This is a genomic window from Aquimarina sp. AU474, assembly GCF_900312815.1.
In the GTDB taxonomy this organism is placed as follows: domain Bacteria; phylum Bacteroidota; class Bacteroidia; order Flavobacteriales; family Flavobacteriaceae; genus Aquimarina.
The window spans coordinates 1-16,010 of the sequence record NZ_OMPE01000006.1; the positions used below are offsets into that span (position 1 = coordinate 1).

The 16,010-nt window shown below is 37.7% G+C and carries 8 protein-coding genes; all 8 read right to left on the bottom strand.

Annotated elements, in window-relative coordinates; genetic code table 11:
* Window positions 1-118 precede the first annotated feature (118 nt).
* The 8 genes from DK508_RS04710 to DK508_RS04745 all read right to left on the bottom strand — a co-directional run bounded on the left by DK508_RS04710 (window position 119) and on the right by DK508_RS04745 (window position 16,010).
* Entirely contained in the window at window positions 119-3,316 is a 3,198-nt protein-coding gene (locus DK508_RS04710; protein WP_109299598.1) for a leucine-rich repeat protein, read from the bottom strand.
* 776 nt (window positions 3,317-4,092) lie between these two features.
* Complete coding sequence (locus DK508_RS04715) at window positions 4,093-5,748, bottom strand: AMP-binding protein (RefSeq protein WP_109299599.1); 1,656 nt, start codon at window positions 5,746-5,748, stop codon at window positions 4,093-4,095.
* A gap of 220 nt (window positions 5,749-5,968) precedes the next feature.
* The gene (locus tag DK508_RS04720) at window positions 5,969-6,721 is read right to left on the bottom strand and encodes a hypothetical protein (protein ID WP_109299600.1); all 753 of its coding nucleotides are present in this window, start codon (window positions 6,719-6,721) and stop codon (window positions 5,969-5,971) included.
* Between the two features lie 196 nt (window positions 6,722-6,917).
* Window positions 6,918-8,042, bottom strand: a complete 1,125-nt coding sequence (locus tag DK508_RS04725) for a hypothetical protein (RefSeq protein ID WP_109299601.1) — start codon at window positions 8,040-8,042, stop codon at window positions 6,918-6,920.
* Window positions 8,042-9,868, bottom strand: coding sequence for a restriction system-associated AAA family ATPase (locus DK508_RS04730; RefSeq protein WP_109299602.1), 1,827 nt, complete (start codon window positions 9,866-9,868; stop codon window positions 8,042-8,044). Before DK508_RS04730 ends, DK508_RS04725 begins: the two co-directional genes overlap by 1 nt.
* A complete protein-coding gene (locus DK508_RS04735) occupies window positions 9,849-11,552 on the bottom strand; it encodes a restriction endonuclease subunit S (RefSeq protein ID WP_109299603.1) in 1,704 nt (567 codons plus the stop codon). Before DK508_RS04735 ends, DK508_RS04730 begins: the two co-directional genes overlap by 20 nt.
* Window positions 11,552-13,213 (bottom strand): N-6 DNA methylase, encoded by a 1,662-nt coding sequence (locus DK508_RS04740; protein ID WP_109299604.1) that lies wholly within the window; start codon window positions 13,211-13,213, stop codon window positions 11,552-11,554. Before DK508_RS04740 ends, DK508_RS04735 begins: the two co-directional genes overlap by 1 nt.
* A gap of 1 nt (window position 13,214) precedes the next feature.
* A complete protein-coding gene (locus DK508_RS04745; protein WP_200831841.1) occupies window positions 13,215-16,010 on the bottom strand; it encodes a DEAD/DEAH box helicase family protein in 2,796 nt (931 codons plus the stop codon).

Consider the following 16,010-nt stretch of genomic DNA (forward strand, 5'->3'; position numbering starts at 1 on the left):
AAAAGAATCTTGAATTACGTTTCTCATTATTTTCGATTTTATATGTATTTAATTTTTTGCTTGAAAAAGGGGAGTCCTGGCGCGGGTATCAGAGAACTCTTTTTGATTAGAGGAACAATCAGTAATTGACATATATCATTTTTGTCTCGTAGTCCAGCCCCGATTCGTTGTAGTCTATCACACATACATAGGAGCCAACTGGTACTCGCCCGCCTTTATGGGTGCCGTCCCAACCATCGCCCGGTCCCCCATAATGAGCGCTGAACAGCAAGCGTTGGCTTAGGTCATATATCTTCACTACGTTGTTCCCATACGCTTCAAGGCCCTCGATCACCAAGGTATCGCCAATGCCATCGCCGTTAGGAGAAAACCCTCTATTGAAATCCATAAGCGGCTCCTTAGAGTTACTACAATTCCCGGTAGCAACGGTCACGATCTGCCCACAAGAAGCGGTATTTCCGGCATCATCAGTTACAATCCAGGTCACGGTAGTTTCTCCGATACCGAACTCATAGGTATCGGGATCTATATCTGTACCATTTACCTGGGCAACAACAGTGGTAACAGAACAGTTGTCGGCGGTAACAGGGGTTCCAAGGTCGACAGTAGTGGTACAATCGCCAGTACCATTATCAGAAGCATTGGCCTCCACATCGGCGGCACATGTTATTGTTGGAGCAATAGTATCCACAACAGCTACGTTTACCAGCTGTGCCGCCAGATAGGATAAACTGTTTGTGCCCATGACCATATTGGCCGGTACATTGATGGTAATGTTGCCATCACAGAGCAACTCGGGTACAATGGTAACGGTATATGTCGATCCGCTCCCCGTAAAGTCGCTTACCATGGCATTAGCAACTTGGATACCGCACAACCCAAAATCCGTGACCTCATCATCGAATCTAATGTTTACCGTAAAGGGTTCTGAACCATCCACATTTTGCGGGGCATCAATAGTTGGCCTAGGAGGAGTACTGCCATCCGATATGGATCTAAACCCACTCCATCCATTATCCAAATAAGCTTGTCTGGTGTCCATGGGCACTACAAGGTCTATTTGGTGACGGTTTGCATTTACAAAAGCAATTGCATCGAGTGCCGGTGGGGTATTGGCCCCTACTGTCACCAGGTCAAGGGTCGGATTGTTATAAAAGGCCTGAGACCCTATACTTTGAACACTGCCCGGTATGGTCACCTCTGTCAATAGGTTATCACTAAAAGCCATTTCCCCAATACTGGTGACACTGGATGGAATCTCAACACTAACCAGTTCGTTGTTTTGAAAAGCTTCTTCCCCGATAGCGATCACATCGTAGGTGTTCCCGCCATGATCCACCGTTTCGGGGATGATGACCGCTGTGGTTGTATCGCTATAGTCGACTACCATTACTTCTCTTGAAGAGGTAATGGCGTATTTGATGCCATCAATGGTAAAGTTTCCGAAGCTGATGGACCTGAACCCGCCCCACCCATTGTCCAAATAGGTCTGTCTGCTGCCCATGGGCACCACAACGTCTATTTGGTCACGGTCCGCATCTGAAAAGGCATCCTTATGGAGCGCTGGGGGATCGTTGGCCTCTACCGTTACCAAACGAAGATCCGGGTTGTCCTCAAAAGCATACAACTCTATGGCTGTCACATTGCTAGATATGGTCACCTCTGTCAATTTGTTGGAGGAATAGGCCCATCTTGTAATCCTACTCACATTGCTCGGTATGGTCACACTGGTCAAGTTACTGTTCGAAAAAGCTCCCTCCTCGATACTGGTAACACTGTTGGGTATCTCAACACTTTCCAAGTTGTTGTTCAAAAAAGCACCCTCTCCGATACTGGTGACACCGGTAGGAATCTCGACACCGGTCAGTTGGTTATGTGCAAACGCATGATCTCCGATCTCGGTAACACCTTCAGGTATGGTGACCTCTGTCAATTGGTTGTCTGCAAAAGCACCTTTCCCGATCTTGGTGACACTTTCGGGAATGTGGACGGTGTTTAATGTTCTGTCAATTGATTCCGGATCATCATCCCAAATCTTTGAATCCGTGTTCCGCATAGCATCATCCCCGATGGAGGTTACCAAATACTCCCCTCCAAAGTAGATTACCTTCGAGGGGATCTCCACGTGGCCCCCAGTGGGAACTCCATTAAGACCAATATGTCTGTGAAGCTCCACTTCATTGGGGGATGTCGATGTGACTTCCCATATAAAGCCATTATTATTGTGTTCTTGTCCAATGAGCGAAAAGATATCATTAAAACCTGTCCACCCTGCATCTTTATAAGCTTGCACCTTGCCCTTGGGCACGATCACCTTTATTTTGTCGTGACGTTGTGGATACTCAAAGGCATCTTCATCGAGCATTGGTGGATCTGTGGAATTCAATGTCACGCGATTAAGGTCTGGCGAATGAAAGGCCTGAAACCCGATTCTTTTTACATTGCCTTGTATGATAACCGTTAGCAACGCACCTATGCCGCGAAAAGCACCATCTCCTATAGCGGTCACTGGATAGGTACTCCCATCAATCTCCACCGTTGGAGGAATGGTCATATTAAAGCCTACACCACCTGCATTACCAATCACCGTTACTTCGTTTGGAGTGTCAATAATTCCGTACCTAACGCCATCCAAGTTGGTGACTCCGGAGGTAATATTCTCGAACCCTAAGTCCTTCCAGCCTGCATCTTCATAAGCCTGCATACTACCAAAGGGCACCACAAGATCCATTTTTATAAAGCTCGGGCCGAGAGGATGGCTAAAGGCTGTTTCATCAATTTCTGGTGGTGGATTGCGATAGGACCTCACAATGGGAATGTTTTGGCTTCCAAAAAAAGCGCCAGGCCCAATATATTCAACATTGGCTGGTATGTTCAACTCTTCTATACTGTTTCCGGAAAAGCCCCACCTCCTTATATGAGTGACACTGTTCGGTATTTCTACCTCGGTCAATTTATTGTTAGTAAAAGCCCCAAGTCCAATAGTGGTTACTGTGTTGGGTATGGTGACACGGATTAGCCCCTTTCCTATAAAAGGTCGAATAACACCACCTTGAAAAGTATCGGTATCTTCTCCAATGAGGGTCACTGCATAGGTTTCGCCATTATGAAGGACCGTTCCGGGGATATCCACCTCTGTGGCCGAACCCTCATAAACCACGATCCTAACTTCGGCTGTAGTGATTGAAGTAATTTCGTAGGTGATGTTATCATCGGTAAATTGGTCTCCTACATTTTGACCATAAACACTAAAGCCTGCCAATACTATAAAGATGGCAGACATTATCAACTGTAACTGTTTTTCCATTTTTGACATTTTGTATGACTTTTTGAATATTATTTAAAAACAAAGAATGATCATATGAAGAAAACACCCAACAATTCGTGCTAAAACCAATTAAACAAGGGACATAACTGGGTACTTTTGGGATTTTAAAAAAGGGAATCAACCCGGTAGCAAAGTATTTTACTCGATCGAGATTAAATGCTCTAAGGCTAAGCTCGAGATAGCTTCTGAATTTATTTTCAGAATAATTTTATTTGAAGGAATAAGGAGATACGATATTTGGTTGTTGAAGATATCTTGAGACTAGCGTCATACAATTCACTTGTTTTGTAAGGGCCTATACATTAAAATTAAACTTTGTAAGCTATTTCAATGTACTGAAAATCTAAAACCATGTAATAGTCTCTTGTAATTGTATACAGCGTTTGAGCTAAACTGCGTTTTAATGCAGTTTAGGTTTTGTTGTACTTAGTTTGCTCTATTACGATCTCTATGAGCTGTTTTGCTATTTTTATTGGTCCTCTATCACTACACTTAACTGAATAATGGTCTGCATCCATTTCTCCATAACTATTAATTTTCCCGCCACAAAAACCACATTTTTTGTCTTTGTTTTATGCCATAATATTTGGTGTTGGGTTTCTGAAAAACTCTTTGTTTGTTTCGTTTATTTGTACATGGGACGATTAATTCTTTCAGGAAATTATTTCTATAAGTTTTATTTTGTTTCCTTCCATAAGCCTTACCACCAAAGAACGGGCCTTTGACAATCCATTATGCCAGATGAACTAGTCTATACACAAGGTCTATTTCAGTAACCTTCTCAGAATTTTTCCAACATTGGACTTCGGCAACTCATCCCTAAAGTGAATCACCTTAGGTACTTTGTATTTGGTTAAATTATCTCTACAAGTTTTGATAACCTCTTCTTTGGTTAAAGAGTCGTCTTTTTTCACAATGAAGGCTTGAACGTATTCTATTCCGTCATCATTTTTACCACCACAAACACCTACTTCTAATACCTTAGGATTTTCAGTAATTGCTTTTTCTACTTCACTTGGATATACGTTAAATCCTGAAACCAAGACCATTTCTTTTTTCCGATCAACTATTTTAAAAAAGCCATCTTCATCCATTATCCCAACATCACCCGTGAGGAAATATTCTTCATGCATGCAATTGGCGGTTTCTTCAATCCTGTTCCAATAACCCTTCATTACCTGTGGGCCTTTGATTCCGATTTCACCCTTTTCACCTTGGGCAACTTCAGCTCTACTATCATCAAAAATCTTGATATCCGTATTCGGAAGAGGCAAGCCTATTGTACCCACCTTGTGTGTTCCCCCAACCGGATTAATCGTAGCTGCAGGACTCGTTTCAGATAAGCCATATGCTTCTAGAAGAGGACTATTCGTAACTTTCTCCCATTCAGCGGCGACGACGTCTTGAACAGCCATCCCACCCCCAAGAGCCATCTTAAGAGAGCTAAAATCTAGACTACGGAAGGTTTCCTGGTTGAGCAATCCATTGAAAAGAGTATTTACTCCGGTGATAAAAGTGAAGGGGTTTTTCTTGAGGTCTTTACAAAAACTTTTCATATCCCGTGGATTGGTGATCAAAATGTTTTTTGCCCCATATCTAAAGAAGACAACACAATTTGCTGTTAAGGCAAAAATGTGGTACATGGGAAGAGCAGTGATGATGGTTTCCTGTCCCTCCTTAAACTTATGTCCAATCCAGGCCTCTACTTGTAGCACATTAGCGCATATGTTTCCGTGAGATAGCGTAGCTCCTTTTGAAACTCCTGTTGTACCACCCGTGTATTGAAGAAAAGCATGATCCTCTTTCCCTAGAGAAACTGCTGCGCCTTTCTTTCCTTTACAATCTTTAAAAATTTGCTTTAGCGGTGTTGTATCATTTAGGGTAAACGGGGGCACCATTTTTTTTACTTTTCGAACGACAAAATTTGTGATAGCACCCTTTAATCCACCTAACATATCACCAATGGTCGTTGTGATAACTGTTTCTATTTCAGTTTCATCAAGAATTTGCTCAAGGTTATGAGCAAAATTTTCCAGAATTATAATAGCTTTTGCTCCTGAATCTTTATACTGGTGGCGCATCTCCTCTGCCGTATATAAAGGATTTGTATTTACGATTACCAAGCCGGCCTTCAAACAGGCAAAAATGGTTATTGGAAACTGAAGAAGGTTGGGCATTTGAAGTGCTATTCGGTCTCCTTTTTTTAGTTTCGTATTTTTTTGAAGGTGCCAAACAAGCGCATCTACACGTGCTGAAACTTCGTTAAAGCTCATTTCGACATCCATGTTTTTGTAAGCGATTTTGTCACCAAAGTTTTTTACGGATTGCTCAAATATTTCAACAAGGTTATTGTATCTATTTAGCTCTATTGTTTTTGACACATCACTTGGGTAGGATTTGAACCATGGAAAATCACTCATATTTTTTTTATTAATTAAGTACAACGGACTTGTGTATGAAACGTAGCGTATAAAAAGACACTAATTTTTCGGATTAACACAGAGCCGAATTTTTATATTTTGTTTTTAATTTTTCTCTTTTAATACCAAATCAAAAGATTTGGCGGACATTATAAAAATACACTAAACTTTGGGTTAAGCACCAAAACCCGTATTAATTATAGCCAATGTTGTGTGTAGTTTATTTTATGTCGCAATTTTTAAGTACATATTTCAATGTAAATCTTTCGAGATTTTCACTTACAATGAAATTTCGGACTCTTCGACTATCATTAATTGTATAAAATATTCTGTAAGCTCCTTTTGATAAAGCAAATTCAATTATCTGGTCATAGAAATATTGTCCATCTAATAATGGATTTCCATTTGTCTCACTGAGATGAATTTTTAAAGGAGATTTATCTTCATTTTCAAGTCCATTTTCATAAATTCCAATTGAATCATAATCTTTATCACCTTCACTAAATAAATCAATTGGTGTATTGTTCTTAAATAGTAAGCAGAGTCCGTGTTCACAATCATATTTGAAGTCAAATTCAATTAAAAAGTAAACAGAATCATACGATTCAAGTGGAGCTATTTCAATCCCTTTAACTCCGAAAATTTTTGAAAGTTCTGATTTGTTGTTTGCAATATCTTCCGCTTCAATGTCTATAGCTGATTTATATACAGGTAGAATCAAGTTTTGATAATAATTCCAAATACCGTCTAAAATTGCAAATTCATTTTCTATAACAAACTCAAGTGCTTTTATTTGATTTTCTCTTGGAAATTCAGTATTGTTGAAAGATTCAATTCTGATTTTAATTTCATCATTTTCTCTTGGATTCCAACAATAATAATTGAGTGTTTTTAGTATTTCGAAAGAGGGATTATTTGTAGGTTTATAACACCAATAATCTTCCCAGACTTCGTATTTCTCAAATTCTTTCAATTAGGTTTGTTTTAATTACACACAACGTTCTGTATAAGATGTCGTAGCCATCCCGCAGGGTGGCTATGCATTTTATACCTTGTTGTATGCCGTTTTTATTTTTTCATTTCGTTTTTTCAGCGTTGGGGTAAACATACTCTTTGACAAGTTTTGGCACTTGCGGTTGGCTTTTTGAGCGACTTGGCAATGTGTATGGTTACTTTGGTGTCTCATTTTTGAATAATCCTTTAGTTTTACACTCCTCTAAAAAAACACTCTTAATAAAGCCATAACTGGATAAAGGAACTTTCTTAGCATCTTTCAATTGAGCCTTGTAATAAGATTCTGCATCATTAATTTCTGATAATTCCGTTGCATTCTCAAATTCATCAATGATAGAATCAAACCAAGCTTTACCCTCGCTTGGACTGCATAAAAGAGCTTTATACCTTTCTTCCATTCCAAAAACTCTTAACCATGTATCAACATGTTCGTCATAACCAGTCGCTTCTATCTTTAGATCGATTTCACTAGGCCTTAAATTAATTATGTCTTTGGATTTCAAGTCAATCTTTATTTCAATGTTAGGATGTGATTTGGCATATGGAAAGAAGGCTAAACTCCGATGAGTTTCTTTAATTAATGGGTCTATTTTTTTTACATCATTATTGTAAATAGGAACCTTGGACAGCTTGTATGTTGAATTACACTCGTGACACATAGGTGCTAGGTTCTTAAAATTCAAACTATTAAAAGGGTATAGTCCTTTTGGAATGTAATGATCATAAGCTTCTCGATAGCTATGGTTGTTCCCTTTAAGATGATTGATCCCGCAAAATGGACAAACCTCTTTATTGTTTGCCTCCATAAACTTAACATCATACTCTGCAATCAATTTATCATTTAAAAAGCCGAAAACTTTCAAATTAAAAGGAGAACTGCTCCCATAAATTCTGCCATAGAACGATTTTAATGCTTTAGCTAGATCTGGGTATTGTCTTTCTATATCATCATAAGTAATAGGTAAAGAGGATTTGTCTTCACACAATTTCTTTATATTGTTATTTGCCTTATATGCTTTGATCAGGTCTTTCTTAAATTTATCGTCTTTAATCTTTACAAACTCATCGAAAATCCAAGCTATTCTCCCATTAAAGAAATTTCCCCACTCGGTATCGTCAATTTCCAGTTGAATACAAATGTCGTACAGCTCCTTATTGCCTTTAAGCTTTCTATAATTGAAATTTCCTTTAGCAACAATCCAAACGTTATGGAATAAAAAGTCCAGATACTCCTGAAGTTTTTCAATATGATGTGGTATATGCTTGTAGGTAAATAACATTATTTAATCGCTTCAATTTTATCCATTATCTTATTGACGAACAGCACTCTCTCAACAGAGTCTCCCATTTCTGATTTGACTTTTACTATCAATTTCTCCAAGCTCTTCTTCGACTTGAGCCTTTTCAATTCTTTATCAAACTCATTTAATCGCTGCTGCGCATACTCTCCAATCGTATTTGGCATCTCAAAAATTCGGATACCAATCTTATTAACAGAAGTACCAAACGTTTGAAAACCTGGGCGTAAATTCTCAATCACTTTTCCTGTTTCTCTGTCTTTCTTGAATACATGGACATACTCACTTCTGCTATCTGAAATAAGATAAGGTGAGTGTGTCGTGATCAACATTTCACGCATTGTTTCTTCACTTGACTTTTCCTCTTTGCTGAAACAATTTCTTAGACTTGTTACAAACTTGGCTTTCCAGTCTGGATTAAAGTGCGTCTCAGGTTCATCCATTAGAAATAAGCTACGTGTATCTTTAAACAGTAGACAAAGTCCAAGGGAATGAAGAAATTGATGTTCGCCATCTGACAGCGATTTTGTAAAAATCGTTTCCTTAAGACCTTCTTTTTTAATGTGAAAATCCTTGAATCGAATGATTCGATCTAACTCATTTGGTCGAAGACTGATGTCTTGATTCAAGAACATATTCTGCGAGCCATAAATATTTGTTTTCTCCTTAATGCTTACCTTGTACAAGTCTTGAACAAGAAGTAATTGGAATAATTCAAACAGTTTTAAAGGATCATGTTCAAAATGAAATTGGAATGCTTGTTTAGTCGCATCATTGACCTTATAGTCTAGAACCAAATGTTTACTGTCATCAAAGTATTCTTCTAAATCATCCTCCTCTCGGTACGTGTCATAATTCTGTTGTTCATACCACGAAGAAGCACATCTCTTTAATTTTTCGATATAAGACCGAATGAACACAGAATCTTCACGGTCTTTCAAATCCAAATTACGAAGAAGATTCACTTTCGATTCGAATGTTGATTTCGTTTTAACATCTTCATCGTCATCTTGGTAACCTGTTATGTTCATGTTGATATCCTGCCGAATTACCAATCGGAAGGAATCAACGTCAGTTAAACCAACATAGTTCATGAATGGCTCAAGAACCTTTTTCTTGTCAGGGTATTCGATAGAATCCCACATTAAGAGGTTTGTCAACAAGATGGCTTGGCTATATGATTCTTCGAGATATACAAGTGAAGCCTCTGGGCTGGGACTAACAAACTCTTGAGTTGCTAACCCACTTACGTATTCATCGAATTGTAGGAATCGACTTTTGAAGAAGGGCAGACTCAACGTTTCATTGTTTCCAGATGCATAACCCACAACATATTCGGGCAATAGAAATTTGATTTCCTTTTGAGAAAGTCCTTCTAATTCTGGTGATCGAAACTCAGCTTCATTCACCCATTTAACGATTGGCCTTTCACCAGCCTTCTTTTCAATAGAAACATGCACTTTCTTGGTTCTGTCGAAATCTCCAAAGTCCTTATCGAGGAAAGTGAAATATTCTAAATCATAGGCATCAATCCGTGATACCTTAGGGTCAAATCCCTTTGGGTTCTTCTCACTCTTATAGAAATAGTTTGGTTTGTATGCTAAATAAATGCAATCTAAGTGGAAGAATATTTCAGCTAACGCTTCCAATACATTGGACTTTCCACTTCCATTGGATCCTGCGAGTAAATACGGATTAAAATCCGATGCCAAAGAATAATCGAAATCCCTTAGAAAGTAAATTTCAAATTCTTTTGGTAAGGACCTGAAGCCTTCCTCTTGGTTTATTTTAAGCCTTAAAAGCTTCATCAGTCAATCTTAATTTTATTCTGTTATCATTTTCATCAAAGTACTGATCCACTATCGGAGGGTTTACTTCTATGAATTTAAAGAGATGTTTCTTGTAAACTTCATATTCGAAATCTTTCCCTTTAGGGATGAAGTATTCATTAAAATCTGCCTCTACTTGATCTAAATCGAAAGGTTCTTTCTTGTATCGGCCTTTCAGAAAGAACTGCCAGAACAATTCTTCTTCTACAAAGTCAGTCTCGATCGAATAGTCTGAAGCATAATTCTCCATTTGAATTTCTTCGGGCATACCTATGAAATCCAGATAGGTCATTTTTGAGATGTCGATCTTCTCGCGTTTTGGATCTTTCTTTTTAGGGCTAAATTTTTCTACTTCTTTGTTTAGTTGCTCTTCGAATGTTTCGGGAGTTTCGACTTTATCAGTTGAAAATGCTCTTGTTTCTTGAATTAAAATATTGCTAATATCTATTTCATCTCCCTTTTTTGGATTTAGAATCCGTTTTTGTATCGTCCTGTTAAGTTCAACTAGTTCATCAAAACTTTTATAGGCAACCTTCTTAAGTAACAAAACTTTATCTACAATTTCAGCGAATTGTTTTTGAGCTTTTGGAGAAGGAACGATTATTTCCAATTTCTCCAATTGATCTTTTGTTATTGCTTCACGAGTAGCACCTCCTATAGTAGCAATCCGAATCAAGTGTTTTTTGAAATTATCTGAGCATAACAAGTAGTTCAAGAAATTTGGATTCAACTTAGAGTCTTTGACTCTAATAATGGAAACATGCTGGTTTACTCTAGCTGGTAATATGCTATCTGGAACAACTGTACATCTGCAAACAGACGCTCCTGTGATGTTGAACAGTACATCTCCACTGTTAACAATCACATTTTTTAGCTTTTCAGCTTGATCATTATCAATACGAGCAAGGTTCTTCACCTTGAATCGATAATCATGAACATTAAGACTCCTTATCAAAGAAATCCCAACAGTTTTATACGATTCTTTACCTCCTCGTGGTGTTGAGCCGCTACCGATTTTTAACGTAAGATTTTCCAAAACATCTGTCTTCCATCCTTTATCATTAAATACAGGATCTCCAAACATTTCAAGAAAAGTAGATTTAAGAAATTTCTCAAGCAGAGAAATACTTTCTTTTCTTTTAGAGATCAACTTTTCACTATCTGCAAATATTTTAGCAATTCTCTTTTGATCTCCAATTGAAGGTAGGTCAAATTCAATTTGATTCAGGTTTTTACGAGAAATTCTTTTACGAGTTGTGCCTGTTACATGTCGATTGATCTCCCTTCTAAAAATGTCGTTATTGATTAGAAACTTCAGAAATGGAGGATGTACTTCTGAGTTATTAGGTCGAATCACACAGACATCTACTACAGTAACGGCTTTTTGATCTAGACCAGGAAAGATACAGGCTCTTCCTATGGGGTCAGGCATTCTTGCAACAAGAATATCTCCCTTTTGAAGATATGTACATTTTAATTTTTCAGCTTTTGCCTCGGTCATAAATCGACTAGACTTATTGATGAATGCTCCATCACCAATATCAGCTAATTGAATCAAACGTACACCCCCAGAAGGATCCTGATCTTTACTTTCTATCCAATCCCCATCTGTAAAAACTCCTTCAGGGGTAATTAAATCACCAATTGTTTTCAATTTCCCCATTAGAATAGTTTTTTCAGCTCTTTTAATCCATCAACTATTTCCTTTTCTAGACCACCTTTTCCGTCTTTGCCTATAAGGCGTTCCAAAATGTCTTCTGGTTTATCATATTCAATCTCTTCGAACACTTCTTCATGGTAGCGAGAGAAACTTAAATCGTACCCTTCATCTACAATCTCCTGCTTCGAAACAAAGAAGTGTTTAATTTTTCTATTGTTATCCTTTTTTGGGTTTGCCTTTTCGTATTGCTGAATAATTTCTTGAAGATCACCGTGATCATCTGCTCCACCTTTTAATTTAAGCGGAGTACGTTTGTCATCCATACTATACCCATCACTCTCCATGTCATAGAACCAGACATTATCTGTTTCACCACCTTTTGTAAAGATTAAAATAGCAGTACTTACACCAGCATACGGTTTAAAAACACCACTTGGCATGGAGACAACAGCCTTCAACTGAGATTTTTCAATCATTAACTTTCTAGCATCTTTAAATGCCTTACCTGAGCTAAACAAGACTCCTTGAGGAATAACGATTCCTGCAGTTCCTCCAGACTTGAGCATGTTAAAAATTCGTTCTATAAATAGAAGTTCAGTCTTCGTTGTTTTAAGGTTAAGCTCTTCATTTATATCTCCCTTATCTACATTACCGGTAAATGGAGGGTTCGCTAATACAATGTCGTAATCACCAGTTTCATGATAGCTTTTGCTTAAAGTGTCTTTATAGTTAATCTGAGGGCTATCAATCCCATGCATCATCAGGTTCATTAGGCCTAATCGAACCATAGTTTGATCAATATCATATCCTCGAAGGTTCTTTCCTATAATTTCTTTGACATCCTCTGTCAATTTAGCACTTACACTTGTACGGATAAAACCATCTTCATCAGGTTTTACCTTCTTCAATTCTTTCTTATCGTTCAAGTGAGTAACCATATACTGATATGCACCTAACAAGAAACCTCCCGTACCACATGCGGGATCTGCAATTTTTTGCTTCCAAGTTGGCTTAACCATTTCAACTAATAACTTAATGATGTGCCTAGGGGTTCTGAACTGTCCATTTTTACCAGCGCTAGCTATTTCCTTTAATAGCATTTCATATACGTCCCCTTGAATGTCTTGGAAATCCTGTCCTTTTTCGTCTGCATCTTTATCAATCTCATCAAAGATGTCATCAATACTGCTTATCGCTTCTTTTAAAAGAGAGGGTTTCGGAATGATGAACACAGCATTGGCCATGTGCTTAGAAAAAGGAGAATCTGTTTGGTCAAGTTCTTTTATAAAAGGAAAAGCATAACGTTGCACATGTTCCAACATGGCATCGGTTTTTGTAATTCGTTTTATTTGACTCCACCTCAAGGAATTCTTATCAACTCCTTTGTCCTTCAGTATTTTTTCAATTTCTTTCTTAGTAGCGTCCTCCTTAGGCCTATCTGCCGGGAGCAAATAAACACCTTCGAATTTTGACTTGTATTCATAACCAAAATCTTTAGCATTGGCCATTTCATTTAGATCGTTATCGTCCAATTTTTTCATGAACAACAAATAAGTGATTTGCTCAATCGCTGTCAATGGATTTGAGATTCCTCCACTCCAGAATTTTTGCCAGAGGTCATTTATTTTTGATGCAATTGCTGGGTTGCTACTTATTAAGCTCATATTATGCTGCGAATTTTTCTGTTAATGCTATAATTTCTTTTATTTCTTGTGGAGAGAAAATCCCTCGTATTCCTTTTGGGTGAATAATTGTAAATGGAGCTTGAATTAATGCTCGTTTCTCAATGTTCCCTCTTTCAATGATGTAATCTTTTAACAAGTTCAAGAACTCAATTTGCCTCGTGGAAAGGTTAGTGTGTTCTTGAATAAATTGTTGAACTGCCTTCGTCACTTGCTCATCAAAACTTTCTAAGATTTCTATTCCTAAAATGTGACGAATGAATTCAATGAATTTTGCCTGCTGGTGTTTGTAAACCTTTCTTAAAAGACTCTCTGTAATGTGAGGATCTTCATCGTGCAGATCATCTGCGAGTTGTTGAGATTCTTCTTCCGTTACTGCTCCACCAGATTTAATTTTTTGCAGTATCTGATTTTGTTCAGTTAGTTCTGCTATTTTGGCTTCAACCATTTCACGGTATTTTGAAATACTTACCGCTTCGTTTTGAGGTCCAAACTCAACCATTTCTTTGGTCTGGATAATATCTTTTAAGTCCAATTTTGAAGGCCCGTCAGTTTGGATTCGTTGCTCTCTGAACTTGATAATTGGTGCAATCGTTTCTGCTAACTCATCTAAACTTTCATCGTCTATATCTGACCAAAACTGACTAGTTAGGACTTGTTTGATGTAAGCTTCATGCCTTGCAACAATGTTTATTGAAAGAGGTAATTCACTAACTACAGTAATGATATTCTCTTTCAGCGTATCAAACTTTTCTTCTTCCTCAGATAAATGAGCTAGACTAATTTCCAATACATCCTTTTTAAATCGCATTGCCTTGAAATCGGTTTGAGACAATGTTCTAAACAATGGTTTTATAGTATGTCTAAGGAACTCAATTCGCTCCGTTGAAAGATGGTTCCAGAATTCTTCTTGTTCAACTTTCGCCAATTCAGGTTTAGCGTCTTGTATTACTACAGATTTAGCTGGTAAAGCCTTTATCTGTTCTTTCAGAATTTCGATTTCCTTATTCGCTATTTCTAGTTCATCTTTTTCAATAGCTACTTCAATCTTGTCAATCCTTATTCCAATAAATCGAACTGGCAATGGTATCTGTGCTTTTAATTCTTTTCCCTTTGGATTTAATTTAAAGTATTCAAAGTTATCCCAACAGTCCATGATGAGGAAGCTGTCTTTTTCTGGGCACCATGGTTTCATTTTTGTAGGCTCTAACAATCGAGTTCCTCTACCTATCATTTGCCAGAACTTAGTATAGGAATACACAGGTTTTGCGAATACTAAATTTACCAGTTCCCTAACGTCAATTCCTGTATCCAACATATCAACGCTCACGGCAACCCTTGGCATATCATTATGCGTGAATTGATGCAATAAACCGCCTTTACCATAAACACGTGGATCATCAGATACGATCACTTTTGCTAGTTCCCCAGCATATTCTGGATATAAGGAGTCAAATATTTTTTCAATCCGTCTGGCATGTGCTTTTGTGGAACAAAAGAATATTGTTTTTCCAGGAAGGACACCATTCGGATCTTTTATACATTCTTCCATAAACTCTTTAACAATTGTAACATTGGTTCCCTTGTTAATGACCGATTTTTCGAGGTCAGTTCCTTCAAAATTAATTTCTGCAACCTCCTTTCCATCAAGGATCAAATTCTTTTGATCTTCAAGGCTAATCGTTCTTTTACTTATTCCTTCTTCCTGAAACTTTGTTTGGATTTTCATTACTTGAAAATCGCACAAATAAGGAGGGACATTATTTACTGCTTCCTCATAGGAATAGGCAAACGTAGGTATACCATCTTCACATTTAAAAAGCTTAAATGTATTATGGTCAATAACATCAGTTGGTGTTGCGGTTAACCCAAGTGTTATTGTATTGAAGTAGTCCAGTACTTCCTGATATGTATTGTAGATTGATCGATGACTTTCATCAACTACTATCAGATCAAAAAAATGAGGAGATAAAGAATACTCTTCATCTCTAATAATGTTCAGCATTGTGGGGTAAGTAGCTGTATAAACCTTTCTGTCTTTAGCTATTGTTTTCTCTCCAACTTTTGGCCACCTTGGTTCATTTGGAAGATGTTCCTTAAATGCTTCTAAGGCTTGATTTCTAAGGGCTATCCTATCAACTAAAAATAAGATTCGTTCAGCCCATCCAGCACTCATCAGTGCATCAACCATGGCAATAGTGGTCCTAGTTTTACCCGTCCCTGTTGCCATTACTAATAGAAATTTCCTTCTCTTCTTTTCGATTCCTTCCATTACAGAACGTATCGCATGTATCTGGTAATCTCGTCCAGCGACATCCGTATTGATCAGCTCACGAGCAAGTGGTTTTCTATTCTTTCTAATGTACAAGTATCGCTCAAGATCATCACGAGTCGGAAACCCAACAACCTTTCTTGGAGGGTAATTACCTAAGTCCCAGAAATATATTTCGTGTCCGTTTGTATAAAAACAAAAAGGAAGTTCACCACCAGATTCTTTCTGAATATTGTGACAATATTGTTTAGCTTGCTCTCTCCCAAGTTCAGCGTTTACAGAAGTCTTCTTCGCTTCAACAACTGCTAAAGCATTTCCATCTTTCCCATGTAGAACATAGTCCGAATATTGATGACCTTGATACGGGGTTTGAGGCTCATTAACTCCTTCAGGAAGACCTACATTAATATCATACTCAACTGATACCTGAGTACGATCATTAATGTTCCAACCAGCTTCATGCAGTTGTTTATCGATTAGTTCTTTCCTTGTTTTAGCCTCGTTCAT